Origin of the sequence: Nocardia sp. NPDC047654 (genome assembly GCF_043205035.1) — a bacterium.
Lineage (GTDB): Bacteria > Actinomycetota > Actinomycetes > Mycobacteriales > Mycobacteriaceae > Nocardia.
This window is the reverse complement of the sequence record NZ_JBIDDF010000003.1, coordinates 485,084-503,198: the sequence shown is the minus strand read 5'-3', so window position 1 is coordinate 503,198 and position 18,115 is coordinate 485,084. Positions and strand designations below refer to the sequence as shown.

General features: G+C 63.8%; 20 protein-coding genes. 5 read left to right on the top strand and 15 right to left on the bottom strand.

What is annotated here, in order from left to right; all coding sequences use genetic code 11:
- The 9 genes from ACGF7Y_RS15595 to ACGF7Y_RS15555 all read right to left on the bottom strand — a co-directional run.
- On the bottom strand, positions 1 to 713 hold a 713-nt coding region (locus ACGF7Y_RS15595; protein WP_393233969.1), incomplete at its 3' end, for a hypothetical protein.
- Positions 710 to 1,807, bottom strand: a complete 1,098-nt coding sequence (locus ACGF7Y_RS15590; RefSeq protein WP_393233966.1) for a hypothetical protein — start codon at positions 1,805 to 1,807, stop codon at positions 710 to 712. The genes ACGF7Y_RS15590 and ACGF7Y_RS15595, both read right to left, overlap by 4 nt.
- On the bottom strand, positions 1,804 to 2,685 hold the full coding sequence (locus tag ACGF7Y_RS15585) for a helix-turn-helix domain-containing protein (RefSeq protein ID WP_393233963.1): 882 nt from the start codon (positions 2,683 to 2,685) through the stop codon (positions 1,804 to 1,806). Before ACGF7Y_RS15585 ends, ACGF7Y_RS15590 begins: the two co-directional genes overlap by 4 nt.
- A 65-nt stretch (positions 2,686 to 2,750) precedes the next feature.
- Positions 2,751 to 3,155 (bottom strand): hypothetical protein, encoded by a 405-nt coding sequence (locus tag ACGF7Y_RS15580; RefSeq protein WP_393233961.1) that lies wholly within the window; start codon positions 3,153 to 3,155, stop codon positions 2,751 to 2,753.
- Positions 3,152 to 3,484 carry a hypothetical protein gene (locus ACGF7Y_RS15575; protein WP_393233958.1) on the bottom strand — a complete coding sequence of 111 codons (333 nt, stop codon included), beginning with the start codon at positions 3,482 to 3,484 and terminating at the stop codon, positions 3,152 to 3,154. Before ACGF7Y_RS15575 ends, ACGF7Y_RS15580 begins: the two co-directional genes overlap by 4 nt.
- Complete coding sequence (locus tag ACGF7Y_RS15570) at positions 3,481 to 3,822, bottom strand: hypothetical protein (RefSeq protein WP_393233955.1); 342 nt, start codon at positions 3,820 to 3,822, stop codon at positions 3,481 to 3,483. Before ACGF7Y_RS15570 ends, ACGF7Y_RS15575 begins: the two co-directional genes overlap by 4 nt.
- Positions 3,819 to 3,965, bottom strand: a complete 147-nt coding sequence (locus ACGF7Y_RS15565; RefSeq protein ID WP_280297074.1) for a hypothetical protein — start codon at positions 3,963 to 3,965, stop codon at positions 3,819 to 3,821. Before ACGF7Y_RS15565 ends, ACGF7Y_RS15570 begins: the two co-directional genes overlap by 4 nt.
- Positions 3,962 to 4,123 (bottom strand): hypothetical protein, encoded by a 162-nt coding sequence (locus tag ACGF7Y_RS15560; protein ID WP_393233953.1) that lies wholly within the window; start codon positions 4,121 to 4,123, stop codon positions 3,962 to 3,964. The genes ACGF7Y_RS15565 and ACGF7Y_RS15560 overlap by 4 nt, the downstream gene beginning before the upstream one ends.
- Positions 4,120 to 4,350, bottom strand: coding sequence for a helix-turn-helix domain-containing protein (locus tag ACGF7Y_RS15555; protein WP_063025242.1), 231 nt, complete (start codon positions 4,348 to 4,350; stop codon positions 4,120 to 4,122). Before ACGF7Y_RS15555 ends, ACGF7Y_RS15560 begins: the two co-directional genes overlap by 4 nt.
- A gap of 159 nt (positions 4,351 to 4,509) precedes the next feature.
- Here ACGF7Y_RS15555 and ACGF7Y_RS15550 point away from each other — a divergent pair, with 159 nt between their 5' ends.
- Positions 4,510 to 5,265, top strand: coding sequence for an XRE family transcriptional regulator (locus ACGF7Y_RS15550; RefSeq protein ID WP_393233950.1), 756 nt, complete (start codon positions 4,510 to 4,512; stop codon positions 5,263 to 5,265).
- Positions 5,262 to 5,732, top strand: coding sequence for an NUDIX hydrolase (locus ACGF7Y_RS15545; protein ID WP_393233948.1), 471 nt, complete (start codon positions 5,262 to 5,264; stop codon positions 5,730 to 5,732). The genes ACGF7Y_RS15550 and ACGF7Y_RS15545 overlap by 4 nt, the downstream gene beginning before the upstream one ends.
- Here the strand turns inward: ACGF7Y_RS15545 and ACGF7Y_RS15540 are convergent.
- The 4 genes from ACGF7Y_RS15540 to ACGF7Y_RS15525 form a co-directional block, all read right to left on the bottom strand.
- The gene (locus ACGF7Y_RS15540) at positions 5,729 to 6,247 is read right to left on the bottom strand and encodes an HD domain-containing protein (RefSeq protein ID WP_393234023.1); all 519 of its coding nucleotides are present in this window, start codon (positions 6,245 to 6,247) and stop codon (positions 5,729 to 5,731) included. The genes ACGF7Y_RS15545 and ACGF7Y_RS15540 overlap by 4 nt on opposite strands.
- A 1,355-nt stretch (positions 6,248 to 7,602) precedes the next feature.
- Positions 7,603 to 8,517, bottom strand: a complete 915-nt coding sequence (locus tag ACGF7Y_RS15535) for a hypothetical protein (RefSeq protein ID WP_393233946.1) — start codon at positions 8,515 to 8,517, stop codon at positions 7,603 to 7,605.
- Between the two features lie 458 nt (positions 8,518 to 8,975).
- Positions 8,976 to 10,175, bottom strand: coding sequence for a restriction endonuclease (locus tag ACGF7Y_RS15530; protein ID WP_393233943.1), 1,200 nt, complete (start codon positions 10,173 to 10,175; stop codon positions 8,976 to 8,978).
- 297 nt (positions 10,176 to 10,472) lie between these two features.
- A complete protein-coding gene (locus ACGF7Y_RS15525) occupies positions 10,473 to 10,835 on the bottom strand; it encodes a nucleotide pyrophosphohydrolase (protein WP_393233940.1) in 363 nt (120 codons plus the stop codon).
- A gap of 438 nt (positions 10,836 to 11,273) precedes the next feature.
- Here ACGF7Y_RS15525 and ACGF7Y_RS15520 point away from each other — a divergent pair, with 438 nt between their 5' ends.
- Together ACGF7Y_RS15520 and ACGF7Y_RS15515 are read left to right on the top strand one after the other, a co-directional pair.
- On the top strand, positions 11,274 to 13,154 hold the full coding sequence (locus ACGF7Y_RS15520) for a DNA/RNA helicase domain-containing protein (protein ID WP_393233938.1): 1,881 nt from the start codon (positions 11,274 to 11,276) through the stop codon (positions 13,152 to 13,154).
- Between the two features lie 274 nt (positions 13,155 to 13,428).
- Entirely contained in the window at positions 13,429 to 14,289 is an 861-nt protein-coding gene (locus ACGF7Y_RS15515; RefSeq protein WP_393233936.1) for a GIY-YIG nuclease family protein, read from the top strand.
- A 246-nt stretch (positions 14,290 to 14,535) separates the two neighbouring features.
- Here the strand turns inward: ACGF7Y_RS15515 and ychF are convergent, their stop codons facing one another.
- Both ychF and ACGF7Y_RS15505 read right to left on the bottom strand, forming a co-directional pair.
- Positions 14,536 to 15,630, bottom strand: a complete 1,095-nt coding sequence (gene ychF / locus ACGF7Y_RS15510) for a redox-regulated ATPase YchF (RefSeq protein ID WP_393233933.1) — start codon at positions 15,628 to 15,630, stop codon at positions 14,536 to 14,538.
- Positions 15,631 to 15,848: 218 nt separating this feature from the next.
- Positions 15,849 to 16,772 (bottom strand): zinc-binding alcohol dehydrogenase family protein, encoded by a 924-nt coding sequence (locus ACGF7Y_RS15505; RefSeq protein WP_393233931.1) that lies wholly within the window; start codon positions 16,770 to 16,772, stop codon positions 15,849 to 15,851.
- Between the two features lie 503 nt (positions 16,773 to 17,275).
- On the opposite strand from ACGF7Y_RS15505, the gene ACGF7Y_RS15500 reads away from it, so the two are divergent.
- Complete coding sequence (locus tag ACGF7Y_RS15500; protein ID WP_393233929.1) at positions 17,276 to 18,112, top strand: helix-turn-helix domain-containing protein; 837 nt, start codon at positions 17,276 to 17,278, stop codon at positions 18,110 to 18,112.
- Positions 18,113 to 18,115: the final 3 nt, after the last annotated feature.

The following is an 18,115-nucleotide window of genomic DNA, read 5'->3' as shown; positions in this document are numbered from 1 at the left end:
TGATGCCGCGCCGAGAGTTCCTGCCACAACCCGGGTGTCTTCGAGGTCGTGGTGTTTGCCAGCGGGCCGAGCACGATCCCCGATGCCACCGTGTACGGGGCGCCCAACTTCGCCGTGGCGGCGGCGCGGGCGAACTGGCGGGCGAGCATCGCGTCCTTCACCCGCTCCGTCCGGCCCAGGCTCTTCAAGCCGACGGTGTGGGTCTTGTGCACGAACTTCGCCCACACGTACGTGGCGGTCAACGCGGCGAACGGCACCCCGAGCGCAAGCATCATCCGCAGCCCCGACCAATCACCATCGGCGAGCTGGCTGGCGCCAGACCACAACAGGGAGGCAGGCGTGGTCCAGGAACCGCCGGCCAGTGCCGAGGTGGCGGGCAGCAGCAGGGAGGCGATGGCGAAGTTCCGCAGCCGGTGCGGCGCCAGCGGCCACCGCGCCGCGACCGCGACGATCATGACCAGCATGGCCACGATCACCAGACCACACACCGTCGCCGTGGCCGCGACGTGGCCGACCGCCGACAGATCGGGCAGGTCGATGCCGTCGAGCTGGTGGATCGGCGGCTTCTCGGGGTGAATCCCGATGGACGGCGGCGGGTTTTGCACGACCATCGGCGGCGGCCCCTGGCTGATCGACGGCGCGGCCGGAGTCGCGGTGTGCAAGGGATCGCAGTCGTCGGGAGTGAGGATCGGGGTGCAGTTGGGGTTGCTCATGATGCTGCTTCCTGAGGGAGATGAATGAGGGTGCGGCGACGGCGCCGGTTGGGGCTTTGCTGCTTGGCGGCTTCGCGCATCGCCGCGTAGCGGGGCAGGAATTTCGCCCATTCGCTGTCGAAGTCACGGATCACCAGATCCAGCGCGAGGTCGCCGAATTCGTTGTCGGGCAACCGCTCCGATGCCGCGGTGACGTTCTTGAACACCGCGGGGGTGCGGCACAGGTACAGCACGCCGACCATCGCTTCTTCGCGGCTGTCGCGGGCGGCGCGGATCGCGCCTCGCAGCGCGATATCCATGTACTCGGGGTCCTTCTTCGACAACTCGACCTCGACCGCCCACCAGCCGTGGCGGCCCTTCACCACACCGAGGAACCGGCCGTCGTGCACGTGCGGGCGACCCAACCGCGGCTCCCGGCCGGTGGACACCTCCACCTCGCCGGTCTTGGGCGTGGCGGGGGCGGTCGCGCCGACCCGGTGCCGCAACACGCGCTCGGACACCCACAGCTGCGGGTCGGAACCGATGAGCATGATCCGGGCCTGGGCCACCGCGCGGTAGTGCTCGGCCAACCCCAACGGCGGATGCCAGTCGGCGGGACGCCATCCCAGGTAGCGGGCGGCGGTCACCCGCGTCGGGACCACCCACTTCTCCCCGGCCTGGACATCGTCGAGGTCGTAGATGCGGCCTTCGGCGTGCAGCTGCTTGGCCAGGCTGTAGACGTGGTTGCGTTCCATGCCCAGAAACCAGCCCAACACGTCCAACTGCATGGCGTGCATATCCACCAACCCGCGCAACGCCTGCGTCTTCCGCGGCGTCGACCGGGCCACCCGCTCACTACGCAGCAAGTCCTGCACCGTGGTGCGCGGCAACCCGACCCGGCGGGCGATCTCGGCCTGACTGACCTCCCGGGCCCGCAACGCCGCGACCTCACCCAGGACCTGCTCGACCTGCCGCGCTCGCACACCGAGCGTCCGGGCGATCTCCTGATACGCCGCGCCGGCCGCCCGCAGTCCGGCGATGATCTGATCGCGGTAGTCGAACTCCAACCCCGCGTAGCGATCCGGCCGTGGCGCCGTCCTCGTGTTGTGGTTCATCGGGTTCGCTCCCTTCGATCGATGGGGGCCGCGCGGCGGGCGGCGATATCGCGGCGCGCCTGCACGGCGACTTCGCCCATGACGTCAATCTCCGAATCCCGCCGCGCAGGCGCCGGTTGCGTGGTCGTCGCTTCGCTGCGGTCGCGGACGACGGTGCGTGCCGTGATCCCGAGTTGCTCGGCGATCTGGTCGGCCGACAGCCCTTGTGCGGTCAGCGCCGCCACTTGCTCCCGGCGCGCGTCACGGCGCTCGGTCCTCTTCGGCGGTGTCCAGCGCCCGCGCTGCGGCCGACCGCGCGGGTCGTCCAGCGCGGTTTCGTCCCACTCGAACGGCAGCGGCCACTTCCGTGTGCGGCCGTAGTCGCGGGCCCGCTGCGACGGCCCCGGGGTCAGCTGCAAACGGTCGAACAGCGCCTTGATCGCCCGTTCGCGCTCAGCCGAGATGGTCTGACCGGTGTGGTCGACCGGCAGACGGCGCCCCACCAAGGCCGAGAACGTCGCGTGACTAGGATCGAGCCCCAGCTCCCGCGCCAGATGCGATTGCGGATAGCCGAACGCCACCAGCGCCTGCACCCGACGACGAGCCCCGACGATCGGCACCCGCGCGTTCGCCTCGGTTACGTCCGCGACGCGTTCGGGGACCTCGACAGCGAGCAGGGCGCGCTCGATATCGGCGCTGATGCGTTCGGTGTCCGCGCGGGTGACATTGACGACCGTGGCCTTCGAGACTCCCGCCAACGCCGCCACATGCGTCTTCCGCAACCCCGCACCCAGCAACCGCTCCACGTGCGCCCGCGCCTCGCCGGCCTCGACGCGCGGCTGCCACCGGCCGTAGGCCATCTGCCGACGCCGCAACCGGTTGTAGGCAGGCGAACACAACCCCCGCCCCTCAGACCCGGGACCGCCGCACCCGCACGAGCACATGGGGGACCGGCCCGCCGCGCTCATCGGCTGCGCTCCCTGCCCTCACGGCCGTGACCAGCCGACCGGCGACGCGCGGCGATATCCGCCCGAGCCTGCAAGATGAACTCCCGCATCTCGGTCGCATCGATACCGCGGCGCTCACACGCGTTGACCGAGCGCTGCCAGCGCGCCAGCTGCAACGCCTCCAACTGCGCCTCGCTCCGAAACCGTTTCGGCACCGCCGATTCCGCGTCATACAGGTGCGCCTTCAACGGCCCTCGCGAACCACCCCGAGCACACAGCACCTGCGCCTCGTACTCACCACCAGGGCTCTTGCCCTCACGGGCGAGCTGGCGGCGGGTCCGCAGATGCTGCGGCGCCAAACCCCACGGCCACGTCGGGATACCGAACCGCTTGCCATCCGGATCGTGAAAACGGCTGCTCATCGCGACCGCTCGATCCCGCGGGAACGCTCCCGACGCAAACGGTCCCGATCAGCCGCGAGCTGGTCGCGGATCTTCACCGCCAACGCCGGACCATGGCGGTAGTCGAGCAACCGGTCCCACACCTCAGTTCGCTCGGCGTGAACCTGCGCCTGATGCTCACCGACGTGCCGCGCCCTCGACATCTCGAAGTCGTTGTCGCGGTAGCCCTTCGCCTCCGACACATCGCCAGCGGAGAACACCATGTCGGCCAACACCCCGTGAACGAGATCCAACCGAGCCTTCTCGGCCTCCAGCTCCGCCCGCTCCCCGCGACGGTCCTGTGCGCTCACCGCGCCACCCCCTCAGGCAGCTGCGACCGCGGCACACACGACCCCGCCGGTTCAGCCGGAACCCCGGCATCCACCGGACGGCAGATGTTCGGCGACGGCACGTAGTCCTGATGATCGATCCACGCAGCGGTGCAGCCGCCCATGCCGATGAGCAGCAGCACACCAAACGCGGCGAGCCGCACCATCGGCGGCAAGAACCCCAGCGGGGCGAACACCGCGCTCGTGCCGGTGAACTCCGGCCCGGCCATCGAATGCAACGGGTTGTGTCCGCCACGGCGGTCGAAATGCGTGACCGTGTACCCCTGAACAGGTGGGTCCTGCCTCCACTGAGTGCTCATCGCCGCACCCCCCACCGACGCTGCGCCCGCCAGAACCAGACCGCACCGGACACCATCAGGACGAAGCCCACAACCCCCGGCGCCGTCAGCACCGTGTAGCCCACTGCCACCGCAGCGAGGGCCAAGCCGAAGGAGCGCATCACGCTGCCCTCCGATCGGTGCTGCGGCCCAAGACGGCCGCCAGACGCGCACGCGCATCGGACGAGATAGGCGGCGCCGTGGCGACAATCTCGGCGACGTACTCCGCCAAGCGCTCGGCCTCGTTCTGCTGCTGGTCCACAGCCTTCTTCGCGGTGCTCATGCCACGTCCTCAGGTACGGGCGCAAGCACCGGCTGAACCAGCGCCAGCAACTCGGCGTGGTTGACCCGCAGCAGGTGGCCGTTGATCCGGAAGCCACGGAGGTGGCCCGCGGCGATCCAATTGCGAATCGTCTTCGCGTCGACGTCGACCAGGTTGGCCGCTGTCTTGAGGCTGATCAGTCGGCGGGCGTCGGACCCACTGACATCACCGAACGTCTTGTGCGACACGGTCGATCACTCCTTCGAGAAGTAAGGGAAATGCGTTGCAATTCCTCACTTTTCGGGAAATCGACAGACGTAATCAGTAGCTGGCGACATCAGGGGTGGACGTCGACAGAACGTCTCCTGTACAGTCAAGACGTCCCTAGTCGTCCCAAGGGGGTTGCGATGCCCAACGACCGGCTTCGAGAAGCACTGCTGCGCAATGGCCTGGATCTCGCCGAAGTCGCGGTAGCGACGGGCGTGGATGAGAAGACCGTCGAACGATGGATCACGCAGGGCCGCAGACCCTATCCCCGCCACCGCCATAAGGTCGCGTCGATGGTGCGCGAGACGGAGAACTATCTCTGGCCGGACGCGCTGCCCGCGGAGCGCCGAATCGAGATGGCACAGTCAGAATTGATCCAGGTGTATCCGCACCGGAACTCGATCCCCCTCGACGTGTGGACGCGCCTACTCACACAAGCGAAAGAACGAGTCGACGTGCTCGTTCTCGCGGGCCTGTTCCTTGCGGAAGAACCATCCTTCGCAAGGACTATCAGGCAGAAGACCCGTGAGGGCCTGAAAGTACGCATGCTGTTCGGCGATCCCGACGAGGACGAAGCGACCAAGCGAAGCGCCGAAGAACGGCTTGCTGCCGGGACCGTGCCAGCGAGGATTCGCAATGCATTGGCCCTCATCGAACCACTGGCGGAGATCGACGGTGTCGAAATTCGCTACCACCGGACCACGCTCTACAACTCAATTTTCAGGTTCGACGACGAGATGATCGTCAACATGCACGTGTACGGGCAGCCGGGCGCGTACGCCCCGGCGATGCACCTGAAGCTGTTGCCAGCCGCCGATCTCTTTGAGACGTACACAACCAGTTTCGAACAGGTATGGACTGGAAGTTACGAAACCAACTTGGGGAGCCACTCATGACCCGGACCGACTACTTTCACGATCCAGACGCCCCGTCTGCGAACAGCATCAAGGTGGCAGTGAGTGCGCTCGTTCAGGACGACAAAGGGCGGATACTCCTTATTCGTCGCACCGACAATGGCAAGTACTCAATTCCTGGCGGCGGCCTCGAGGCCGGTGAGACGGTGAGCGAAGCCGTAGCGCGCGAGGTGCGCGAAGAAACGGGAATCGAGGTGGCCGCCACCCAACTCGTCGGCGTGTTCTCTGATCCCGACCACGTCATCGCCTACGACGACGGCGAGGTTCGGCAAGAGTTCTCCATCTGCTTCCGCGCTGAGCCGGTTGGTGGTGCACTACGGCCAAGCGAGGAGTCGTCAGAAGTCGAGTGGGTAACACCGGACGAACTACCCGGACGTGATATCCATCCGTCTATAGAGCTTAGAATCCGCAAGGGACTCGAGGACAAGACAGCGCCATATTTCACCTAGGCGCGCGATGGAGCCAGCCCCATCCGCCACTCCGTCCGCTCCGCTGCGGCAATCAGATGCGGCGCCGCCTCGGCGACGGACTGTGACACCACATGCTCGGGTCCGTACCGCTCCCGAACCTCGGCGATTCGCTCGCGAACGCTTGTGACGTCTCCCTCCGGTGTCGTGGTCATGTCCGCCCACCAGAGCGCATCCCGCAAGGCGGATTCCTCGTCGGGCCATTCGAGAATTACTCCACGGCGTCGCGCCTCGATGCAAGCGCACGAATGATGCGCGACCAGTGCACACAGCCGATCGTCGACGCCCCGACCACGGAGGAACTCGGCCCCGTCGACAGGGTGGAATCCGAGTCGCATGAGCGCTGGGGCGTACCCGATGTCGTGCAACCATGCTGCCCTCACCAGCAGATCAGGATCGTCGACCACCGCTGCGGCACGTACCGCCTGTCGCGCAACACCCTCTACGTGAGCGAGCCGACGCGGGAGAGACACTAGGTAGCGGCGAGCCAACTGCATAGCCCATGCGACGCTATCGACAGCAGCCATACTGCGAACCTAGCTCCTTCGAATGTAGCGCAGAACGTTGGCCCGACTTTGGTCAATATGCTCCACAGCTGTGCGCGGATTCTTCGCACTCGGCCATGCCGGAACACCCACCCTGCGGAACGACGGCCGCCACGCCGCGCGGTCCAGGTCTTCGGACTCACGGGCCTATTCTGCGCACTATGAAACGCCAAGCCAAAGAATATTTGTGATCTCGATCACTAGATTATTTGATCGCATGATATCATGATATCATGCGATCAAATTCATGACCTGCATGAATGCACTCTTCGCCATTGAATAATGGCGATCTCACTAAAAACCGGCACAGAAGTGCCAGATATTGCGCCGTAATCACATCAGCATCAGCCGCTATAGTGCGTATCAGCACTGCGGGTGACTGATCCGCTAATCGGCTTGGACACTGTCCGATACGAGCCGTGCTCCGCCCTGACCAGAGGGCGGAGCACGGATTCGGCGGTTGTCGTGGTGCGCTCATAAGGATCAACACAATCGAGGAGCCGCCAATGGCGACCATATCGGCTTGTCCACATTCATGCAATCTCACGCGCGTGATAAACCCTGGCTTGATTAATGACTATGGGCAGTCGCCAGCTACCGCTTCAACTCTGACGTCCTCCCCCGGTCCATCTATGGACGTTCACGCTCGCCTACAGGACAATCCTCCGGCCTTCGCGCTGTCGATACTCCTGGTCTTCGCGATCTCGGCCATCATCGGTCTTGTTGCCGGGATCGTCCACCGAGCTGACGGAACCAGCCTCGCTCAGGCATTCATCCGAGGTAGTGGCGCAGCTGGTTTCAGCGTGGCCGCAGGCGCGGCAATCGTCACGCTCATCTGTCTAGCGTTCTAACTGGAAGCTAGCCTGCTGCTGGGCGACGGCAGCGCCTCGCCCAGACAGCACGCATCATCCGCGAATTCTTCGATCTCAAGACAAAATCGGCCGAGGAACGCGCCGCTGGTCCGTATCTGAGATAACCTCACCGCGCCGACCTCACCCGTGTGGACGCACTGGCTGCGCAGGTGCGCGACACTTTCGCCTATCTTGCAGCGACGAGAAGCCGCTCACGGAGTTGGTGGCGTAACACCCTTGGGTCTTCACCGCATGGCAGTCCCGGCGCAGCGCAATCATCCGCACTGGAAATCGTCGCCACCTGTGGCGACGTCGACGCCGTTATCCTGAAACAGTACATAAGCTCGCTAGGATCGGTTGTTGCGGGGTGTCGACTCCTTCGTTTCAGACTCTAATCCGCTGCGGGCGCAGCCCGCGGGAAGCGTCCGGAGAGCGGAACGCCTATCCTGCCTGCTGCTAGATCGGGTCTGGCACCTGTGGGTAGATCATTATTCCGGCCTTATTAGCTTTTCCTTCGAGCTTGACAACATTGAATCTCCCAGACTTCAAGCTCTTAACGAACGGCTTCTCAAGTGGCACACCTGCGCGGAATGAATTCCATGCTGTGATCAGGAAGTACAAGTGCTCAGAGATCCGCAACTGGTCCTTGCTCTTCTTAGCTTCATTTTCCCTCAAGTAAAATTGTTTGACCGGGTCATCTTCACTATCAAACTCCAGTCCATCCAGCTTGGAGAAGAATCTAACCGTGTCATCGAGATCGATACTTCCGAGCAACAGAGTCGCAAAACTAGTTAATCCCAACGACATCAAGTCGTTTACCTGGTGCCATTTACGGGCCAATGCGACCGCTCCGGTGATCGACAGCGCGCCCCCGGGGAGCTGGTTCTGGACATCTACCCAGCTGGTGATCTCGCTATTGGTCACCTTACGAGCTCCGTTTACACCGCGACGGACCGGACGGTGATGACCTTCAGACCACAAGATTGCCGTACGCGCGGCAGCTGCAACCGCAGGATGATTTGAATCCACGCGGCCAGACAGCTTCAGAGCATCCGCACCTGTCCGCGCAGCGCTGGTGTCGATTACCTCCTGCACGGAAGCCTCGACGTTGCGGGCAACGAACAACCAGATGGGTATCCCCGACTCGACAATTGCATGCAATCTATGCTGGCCATCGATAAGTTTACCCCGCGTATCAAAGGCTATTGACATATGGCTAGGCTGCCAACGCCCAGCCTTCATGTCGCTCGCCTGCGAAAGGTAGTGCGCCTTTCGGAGATTCCTGTTGGAATGATTCTTGCCCAGATATTGCTCCGCCTTTTCTGGATCGATGAGCTCCAGCTCCATCGTGATAGCAGGCTTCTCGGGCATAGCGCCAGTAGTCATTGAATTCCGTTCTGTCCGACTCGGGACAGGTCTCGGAGCCTTTGGCCTCCGTCTCATACGGGCGAATCTGCCCGCGTTGGCGATGCTAGCACGAAGTCCGTTTCAGCCGTGTGTATTTCGCGGTCCCGATGCCCACCACGACGCTGAGATACTGAGTCGTTGCGAGGTCGGTCCAGACGGTGGTTTCGCAGCACATCCGCGATGATGCAATCAGCCTGCACGCGTGGCTACGGAAGATCTGCCGATGCCGGACGGCCCGGAGCACAGGGCGATGCTAAATCAGACTGCAGCACAACAGATCTCCGCCTTCCTCTACGCACGACGGGCGGATCCGCCTACGGGAGGTTGAGATCAACGCTCATCTCCGGCAGTTGACGGGCGACGACACAATAATCGCGCACTCCTGCTCCGTCGGCTGTCCGGCAGATACTGGCATCGACAACTCATGTAGAACGACTGTTATCTGGGAACAAGCCATCGAGCCATGCCTTCACCGAGGCGACGTCACCATGCCCGTGTTCACGAAGAACGTCAACAACATCGCGACCACAGATCATGGCAATTGGGTGGCCATCTGAGCGCACCTCGTCATAGACCTGGCCATTGAAGTACGAGAGCGTGATGAAGACTCCGAAGTTCCGGTGGCGCAGTCGTGAGATGAGGCGGCTGACTTCCTTCACGCCGACCGAGTTGTCCATTGCCTTGCACTTCGCTTCCAGCGCGAAGTCAATCGCCACCCGGTCTGCCCGAGGACCGACCCTGTACTCACCGATCGCGTCCCTACCTCCGTCCCGGCTCCGTTGTGTGACGTCACAGCTCCCGGTGGCGGGAGCGAGGAGTCTCCAGATTGCAACGGCACATTTCTCGAAGTCGTGTGGATGACCATCGAAGTAGCGGTGAATCGTCCGCAGGATTTCAATGCCTTCTGGATCGTTAGGCAATTGGTCGGCTTTGGACCGCACCACTGTGGTTGAGGGTGCAATCAGGGCCTTGTACGTACGGCCCTCAACCCATGACCGCCATACCGGCGGGCAGTCACGGGCACTCGTTGCAGCCTGCCCATCGACAATGTCATTAAGCCAGGTTCTTGATAGGCATGGTGTTTCGAGCACCGTGAATCGCGCTCTGTAGTTCTGGAATCGCAGCCCTTCCTTAGTACGCCAGATCGCAGCAAGTTCGTCGTCGGCATGAAGTGTCTCTGCGCCCGGAGCAAGCAGGCCTCGAAACCTGACGGCTCGGCCGGGTGACGCTTTCTCGAACAGCAGAAACGGCGGTACCGAAGCACGGTCAGTCACAGACCCGTGTGACGACTCAAACGAGTCACGCAGTAACAGATTCCCTCCGCGCTGGGTGTCGTGCAGGTCACGGCCAGGTTCACGGTTGTCGCCGTAGTAGGTGAATACTCCCGTCTGCGGGTCCAATGAGTCCGGCCAGTCGACTTCCCCACCATTGGTGTACAAGACGGCTACTCGCACCGTGCGCTTCTTCGGCGACCCTGCGTAGCGAAACCCTCCTTGGTTCCCCACCGGCAGTAGCCGCGCCAAGGGATCGTCGCCCATATTGCCCTGACTGCCACCAAGATAGACCCTGTCCAACGTCAAATTCGTGGTCTTGAGGTCCTCAAAGGAAACATCTCCCGGCACAGCATCAACCCTAGCTGGCCTGTCCGACAACGAAAGATCTCTCTCGATCAGCGACGGCCAATGCTGTTACGCCGATGCCGCAGAGTCGTACATACAGATATCAAGCGTGCGCCCGGGCGCCAGCGATCGAGCGAGCATCCGGAGGCGGACGCGACGCTACTTCTTCGCAGACGCTAATCCGCTGCGGAACTCGACCCGCTCGCAGCGTCGAGGACAACCTCACAGCGACAGCCTCACCTGAGTTGATGCACAGATTGCACAGGTGCGCGACACTTCGGCATCCCGGCGCTGAGTAACCTAGCGCTCGCTATCGAGTTCTGAGTACTTGACGGCACGGCCGTAGACCTGCTCGATCGGGTAGCGCTCGGCGTTCTTCAGCACTTTCGCCTCAACTGCGGCAACGAGGTCGATCTCGAGCACGTCAGCAAGTCGTAGCAGGTAGATGAAGACGTCGGCGACCTCCTCCTCAACACGGGCGCGTCGTGTCGAGTTGCCCATGAGTGCTCGGCTCTGGTCATCGGTCAACCACTGGAAGAGCTCGGCGAGCTCTCCGACCTCCCCGGTCAGCGCCATGACGAGGTTCTTCGGGGTGTGGAAACCGGCCCACCCTCTTTCCGACACGAAGTCGGCCACCATGCGCTGGAGTCTCTCGATCGCCATTCGCTGGTTCTAGCAGGTGACGTCCCCCGGCCGCGGCGGAGGCTCTACAGGAACCTGTCGACAGCCGCATCACCGGTTATCAGAGCAGTCGATGTGCCCTGTGATCATGAAGATGCTACGCACCTCAACAGGATCCACCGGCAATCCGTGCAGCGGTGGTCTGTCCGATCGGTGTCCCACGCTGTGCGTTCAGGATGAAGGCGCACGGTCGCGTGGTCTTGGCCGCGGTATCGCGCCTATTCGGGCAGCACGTCGCTCAGCCACCGGGGTATCACGTACTCCCTGGCCCAGCCGGTGCCACCCGGCGCTGCCAGGCGGGCGTGCTGGGGTAGCGACCAGCGCTCGGTATGGGCGAAGCCGCGTTGGAGCGCGGGAGCGACGGGGTAAGTTCGACTGGAACATCGAAGGGCTGCACAAGTTTCGAACGATTGGGGGGCTGTGACGCTGAAAGCGTTTCGATCGACTGCTCGCGAAGTGTTAGCACTGGCCCACAAGGGGCAGTTGGTGGCTGCGATCACTGAGGAGGCCGGCAAGCGGGGCACCGTGGGAGAACGGCGATCGTGGGAGGCCAGTCTCCCAGCATTGGCCAGGGTGCTGAAGACTGCGGGTTTACACGAAGTGAGCATGCTGATCGAGTGTTCGGTCCCGGGCTCAAGCATGCGTGTTGATGTGGTGCTTGCGGGTGTCCATCCCACCACAGGTGCCGACAACTATGTCGTGGTGGAGTTGAAGCAATGGACCGACGCCCACCTGGGGTGGAATAGCGATCAGATCGTATGGACCCTCTACACCCAGGGTGACAAGTTACATCCCGTCGACCAGGTCCGCGGATACTGTCGATACTTTCAGCGCGACATTGCCATACTGCACGATCACCCTGAGGCACTCCATGGTGTGGCCTACTTGCACAACGCGAAGAAGAAGTTCGTCGAGCCGTTGTTCCAGCTGGACCCCGATCAGTTCGGACGCCTGTTCATCGGCGGCGAGAAGGGCGAGAAGAGCAAGTTCGTCACCTACCTGAAGTCGCAGTTCGCCGCAACATCGGGTCGGTTGGCGGCCACCCACTTCCTCGACAGTGACATCCGGCGGAAGGAAACACTCCTCAACTCGACAACTGCCGACCTCTCCAGGGGTAGCGACACCCTGGTCGAGAATCAGAGACTCGCCTTCCACGCAGTGATGAGTCGGATCAACATGTCACACAAAGCAAACCCCAAAACCATTGTGCTCGTGACCGGTGGCCCCGGTAGCGGCAAAAGCCTCATCGCGCTGTCGCTGTTGATGAGCCTCCGGAAAAAACCCGAGCTTCGGGTGCGGCTCGCCACGGGCTCGGAAGCCATCACCAAGACCTACCGGAGAATCTACGGCCGCCAGGAAAACGAACTGAAGAAGGAAATCACCTACTACAAGAACTTGCCACGGTTGGAGTACCCACTGGACGTGGTCATTTGCGACGAAGCACACCGGATACGCCGAGTCTCTACAGACCGGTTCACCGCGAAGAAGGACCGGGACAACCCGCCGCCGCAGATCGTCGAGCTGATCGATGCCGCAAAGGTACCAGTCTTCCTGCTCGACGAGAACCAAGTGGTAAGGCCTGACGAAGTCGGAACGGTCGACTATATCCGGGACCACGCCGCCCGAGCCGGTCTGCCGGTGTTCCAGATCAATCTCGACGGCCAATTCCGCTGCGGCGGTAGTGCAGCGTATGACGAATGGGTCTTGAACCTTCTCGGGCTGCGTGCGCTCGGGCCGATGCCGTGGAAGGGAGACAGCGATTTCACCGTCCGCGTGGCCCGCTCACCGCAGCAGATGGAGGACTTCCTCCGCTCGAAGATCACTCCCACGGTCACCGCGAGAATCACCGCCGGTTATTGCTGGGAGTGGACTCCCGACCCGGACGACGAGGGAGCCCTCGTACCCGACGTCAAGATCGGCGACTGGTCCAAGCCGTGGAACAAGTACCACGACGCCATCGGCAAGCCGAATGATCCCCCACCGAGCTGGCTGTGGGCTAACGACCCTCGCGGCTTCGAGCAAGTCGGATGCATCTACACTGCGCAAGGGTTTGAGTTCGATTGGGCTGGAGTAATTTTCGGGCCGGAGATCGTGGTCGAAGGGCAGAACCTGGTGGTGCGCCGGGACGCGAACAAGGACAAGAAGCTAAGGAGCAAGAGGCTCTTCGACGAGGATTTCGATATTCTCATCCGCAACACCTACAAGGTACTTCTGACCCGCGGCATGCAGGGAGTCGTCCTTTACGCGGTCGATCCGGCCACCCAGGACTTTCTGTCAGGACTTGTCGACTCTCTCCCATGACCTACGCGATCCGCTAAGTCATCCAGGATACGGGGCAGAAGGATTGGAATCCTCCATAGCCGGTGCGGTGCGGCGCCGACTGCAGACGCCGCGCAGGACCGGCCCGGCTCGATCGACAGTGAACACGCGACGTCCGCCCAGCAACGCCATCTCATGGGCAAACCGTTGCCACACCCAGCTCACGCTGGCCGCAATGGGAGGACACGCGCCCTTGGCTCGAACGACCCACCACACTGGATCAGGGAAGACGAGCCGGAAGATGTTAGGAGCCAGATTGATCCAGTTCACGGACTTGATGCCCGTTCCGAAGCCCGACCTGACCAAGGTGAAGTTCAACATCCGGGCGGGTGTCGGCGGCGCGGAGGCTTGGGACCTCCTCCTCGCCGATGACCCGGAGGACTGGCTGAACATGAATCGCCACCGAGAACGGCATCAGAACAACAACCTGGACCGCGCCAGATTTCTGTTGTCCTTCGCGCAGTACTACCCATACGGTCCCCAGTACTTTATCTTTGGAGGCTTTTTCCAAGTAAGCGCGATGGTTCCCGAACTGATCGGCGGCCCCGGGTACGAGCTGGTGCCACTAGCCATGCACTCGGAATACATCAAACGATTGATCATCAAGCTGGACAGGCCAGTCGGCAGGGACCTATATCTGCGTTGGTACGAGACACTCCAGGACAGCAAGCTCAACCCCACGGTTTACGAGCTGGCACCGGATACCAAACTGGGCACGTTCCCTGGTTTCCAGAACGTCAGACTCAAGCACGCAGAGCTTCAACGCATCCTCGCGAATAGTGAGCCGAGCTGGAAGGACGCCCTCTCGAGCGTGAAGGGCGTATATGTCATCACCGACCTGAGCAGCGGCCAGCTGTACGTGGGATCCGCTTCGAGCGAGGCAAATGGTCTGTGGCAGCGGTGGTCCAGCTACGCGAACCTGAAGAACCTGACTGGCGGCAACAGGGGACTCGAGCACCTGCGAGCAGAGCTAGGCGACGGCCACATCGTAGACAACTTCCAGTACTCGATCTTGGAGATCTTTGACCCGAAGACGAAGGCAGAGACGATCCTACTGCGGGAGTCGTTCTGGAAGCTTGCCCTCGACAGCCGCGCGCACGGTATGAACCGCAACTGAGGGTCGCGGTCTCCATCGCCCAATCGACATCATCGGGGACCGCTCAAGTGCTGACCGAACCGGCCAGCGCCGGGCGGCGGAAGACCAACGGGCTGCGGGGATCCAAGGGCGACTGAATCTCCGCTACTGCCGCACAGCGCGCTGACCGATCCAACCAGCGCGCGGCGCCGACGAACGACTGATCCCCTATCCGGGGGCCGGACGCGGGCTCGTAGAGTCTCTACCAGCGGTGACACACCCGCCGCGCTACTTCTTCGCAGACGCTAATCCGCTACGGAACTCGACCACGTCGCCGTCCGCCATGACGTAGTCCTTGCCTTCCATGCGCACCCTGCCCGCCGCTTTGGCTGCGGCCATGGAACCCGCTTCGACCAAGTCGTTGTAGGCGACCACTTCGGCTTTGATGAAGCCGCGTTCGAAGTCGGTGTGGATGACGCCTGCGGCCTTGGGGGCGGTGTCGCCTTGGTGGATGGTCCAAGCGCGGGCTTCTTTCGGGCCCGCGGTCAGGTAGGTCTGGAGGCCGAGGGTGTGGAAGCCGGCGCGGGCCAGGGCGTGCAGGCCGGGTTCGGTCTGGCCGATGGATTCGAGGAGTTCGAGGGCGGATTCCTCGTCGAGTTCCAGCAGTTCGGCTTCCACCTTGGCATCGAGGAAGACCGCGTCGGCCGGGGCGACAGAGGCTTTCAGCTCGGCTACCTTCGCCTCGTCGGTGAGCACCGACTCGTCGGCGTTGAAGACGTAGAGGAAGGGCTTGGTGGTGAGCAGCGAGAGTTCTTTCAGCAGCTCGGTATCCACCTTGTCCGCTGCGGCGAACAGGGTGGTGCCGCTGTCGAGGATCTCCTGCGCGGCCTTGGCGGCGTCGGCGACCGGCTTGCGGTCCTTCTTGACCTTGGCTTCCTTCTCCAACCGCACGACCGCCTTCTCCAGGGTCTGCAGGTCGGCGAGGATGAGCTCGGTCTCGATCACCTCGATGTCGGCGCTCGGGTCGACGCGGCCGTCGACGTGCACCACGTCGTCGTCGGCGAACACCCGCACCACCTGGCAGATGGCGTCGGCCTCGCGAATGTTGGCGAGGAACTTGTTGCCCAAGCCCGCACCTTCGGAGGCGCCCTTCACGATGCCGGCGATGTCGACGAACGACACGGTGGCAGGCACGATCCGCTCGGACGAGAAGATCTCCGCCAGCTTGTTCAGCCTCGGATCGGGCAGCGGGACCACGCCGACGTTCGGCTCGATCGTCGCGAAGGGGTAGTTCGCGGCGAGCACGTCGTTCTTGGTCAACGCGTTGAACAGCGTCGACTTCCCGACGTTAGGCAGACCGACAATTCCGAGGGTGAGACTCACGAGGAAGGGAGTCTACGCGGCGCACCGGCTCCGCTCCCCCGCGGCCGCCCGAACTCGAGCGTCCACACCAGCGCCGATACCTCCGCCCACGACACGAACACTGACATCACCGTCGGGCAAGACCGGCCCCGGCGATCCCCGCCCATGCCGCGAGTGGCACACCACGAAGCAGCCCTATCGGACTTCGGCGCGATCATGTGCCACTCGCAAGGCGCGCCTCAGGGGATGAGGACGACTTTGCCGAGGTTGGCGCGTCGCTCGATGGCGGTGTGGGCGGCGGCGGCTTCTTCGAGGGAGTATTCGGCGTGTACGGCGGGGCGTAGTTGGCCGGAGGCGAAGTACTGCCACAGCTCCTGGCGCCAGTGCTCGTACAGGTCGGGCTGTTTCTGCGCGATACGGGCCATTTGGAAGCCGATGACGGATTTCGCGCCGACGAGCAGGTCGTATGCCTGGATGGCGCCCCCGCCGGAGCTGTAGGCGACCAGGCGGCCGCCGGGCGCCAGGGCCGCGAGCGCGGGCGTCAGGAGGTCGCCGCCGACCGCATCGAGCACGTAGTCGGCGGGAGCGCCCCAGGACTCCCGGCTGTACTCGACCACGTCGTCGGCTCCGAGATTCCGTACGAAATCCGCCTTAGTGAGATCCGACACCGCTCCGACCACTCGGGCCGCGCCGCGCACCCGCGCGAGCTGGACCGCGAGATGACCGACGCCGCTCGCGGCGGCGGTGATCAAGGCGGACTCGCCTTCCTGCGGAGACGCGGCACTGAGCGCGCCAAGAGCCACCAGACCACTGCGCACCAGCGCGACCGCGTCGACCGCCGACGCTCCGTCGGGAATCGGCGAGGCCATGGCGGCCGACAGCAAGGCGTAGTCGGCATAGCCGTGTCCGAATACGAGCCCGGTCACGCGGTAGCCGGGCGTGTACCGCTCGACGCCATCGCCTACCGCGACCACCTCACCCGCGACCTCGCCGCCCAACGCGATCGGTTCGCGCTGCTCACGCACCTTTCGCACCACCGGCAGGGTCACCCCGACCGCCTCGACGCGGACCAGCAACTCCCCTGGTCCTGGCGTCGGCACCTCGGCCGAGACGAGCTCGAGCACCTCGGGACCACCGCTGCGCTCGTACTGCACCCGCCGCATCGCACCTCCAGAAATCGTTAGAAGGCGCAACGGTAACCGGATCACGAGGGGCGAAGACAGTCCACTACACGCTGTAGTGGTACATCTCACCGACGGTGTGAGCCGCTGGAGAGCTGTCCGCCTATTCGGTGATGTCCGACCGTGTCAACCCTCCGCGCGACCACCGCGACCATGAACCAGCGTCCGCGCCCATCGGGGAGCGAGCCGGCACGGCGCCGGCTCTACGGCTGCCCGGCCTGGTAGCACCACGCGGCCCCTGATGGGGCAGGTGTTGCGCGGTCAAGCGCTCGACTCGACGATCGTCCGCGCTTCAGTTCACGGACAACCCGGCGAAAGGCTCCCACCGCACCGCGACGAGGGAACGTACTGTTCGGCATCCGCCTCACCCGCGAGGACTCGGCCACCTGCCTGCTCGGTCGGCCTCCGACGAAACGGCGGTCCACGAGCACATCGACGTCGGCTGATCGCGCCATCTGTCGGTCCCCCGGCGTAGCCTGACCAGCATGGAGCCGACCACGGAGGTGGTGACGGCGCGTCCGGCGCCCGTGCTCGCCGCGTTCATCGACCGCTATATCGGGTATCGCATGTCCGGGTTCGCGGCGGCGACCCATCGTGGATTGCCTTCGCGGCACATGACTTTCATCGTCGCTATCGGCCCGACGATCGACGTCGTCGAGCAGACCGATCCGCGACAGTCTCCGCGGAACTACCGGTGCGTGCTGAGCGGCCTACAGGCGAGCACGGCACTGATCGCGCACGACGGTCATCAGGAGGGCGTGGCCGTGGCGCTCACGCCACTCGGTTGCCGCACCTTGTTCGGCATGCCCGCGGCGGCGCTGTGGGACACGTCGGTCGAATTGTCCGACGTCGTGGGTCCTGTCGGTCTCGAGCTGTGGGAACGGTTGCAATCCGCGCCGAGCTGGCCGGAACGTTTCGCCGTCTGCGATCGGGTGCTCTGCGCGCTCGCCGATCCCGACCGCGCGGTGCGTCCGGAACTCACCTGGGCCTGGCGCGCCGTGGTCGGCTCCGGCGGTGCGATCGCGGTCGGCCCGCTGGCCGAGCAGATCGGGTGGAGCAGGCAGCATCTGACGCGCCGGTTCAATCGCGAGTTCGGTCTGAGCCCGAAGCTCGCGGCCCGGATCACGCGTTTCGAACGAGCCCGCCGCATGCTCGCGCAGACGCCCTCCTACATCACCATCGCCCAGGTGGCAGCCGCGTGCGGCTATTACGACCAGGCCCATCTGGACCGCGATTTCGCCGACCTCGCCGGGACGAGCCCGACCGTCTGGCTCGCCGAGGAGGTTCCATCCGTCCAAGCCGCCGACGAGTCCGCCGGATGACGA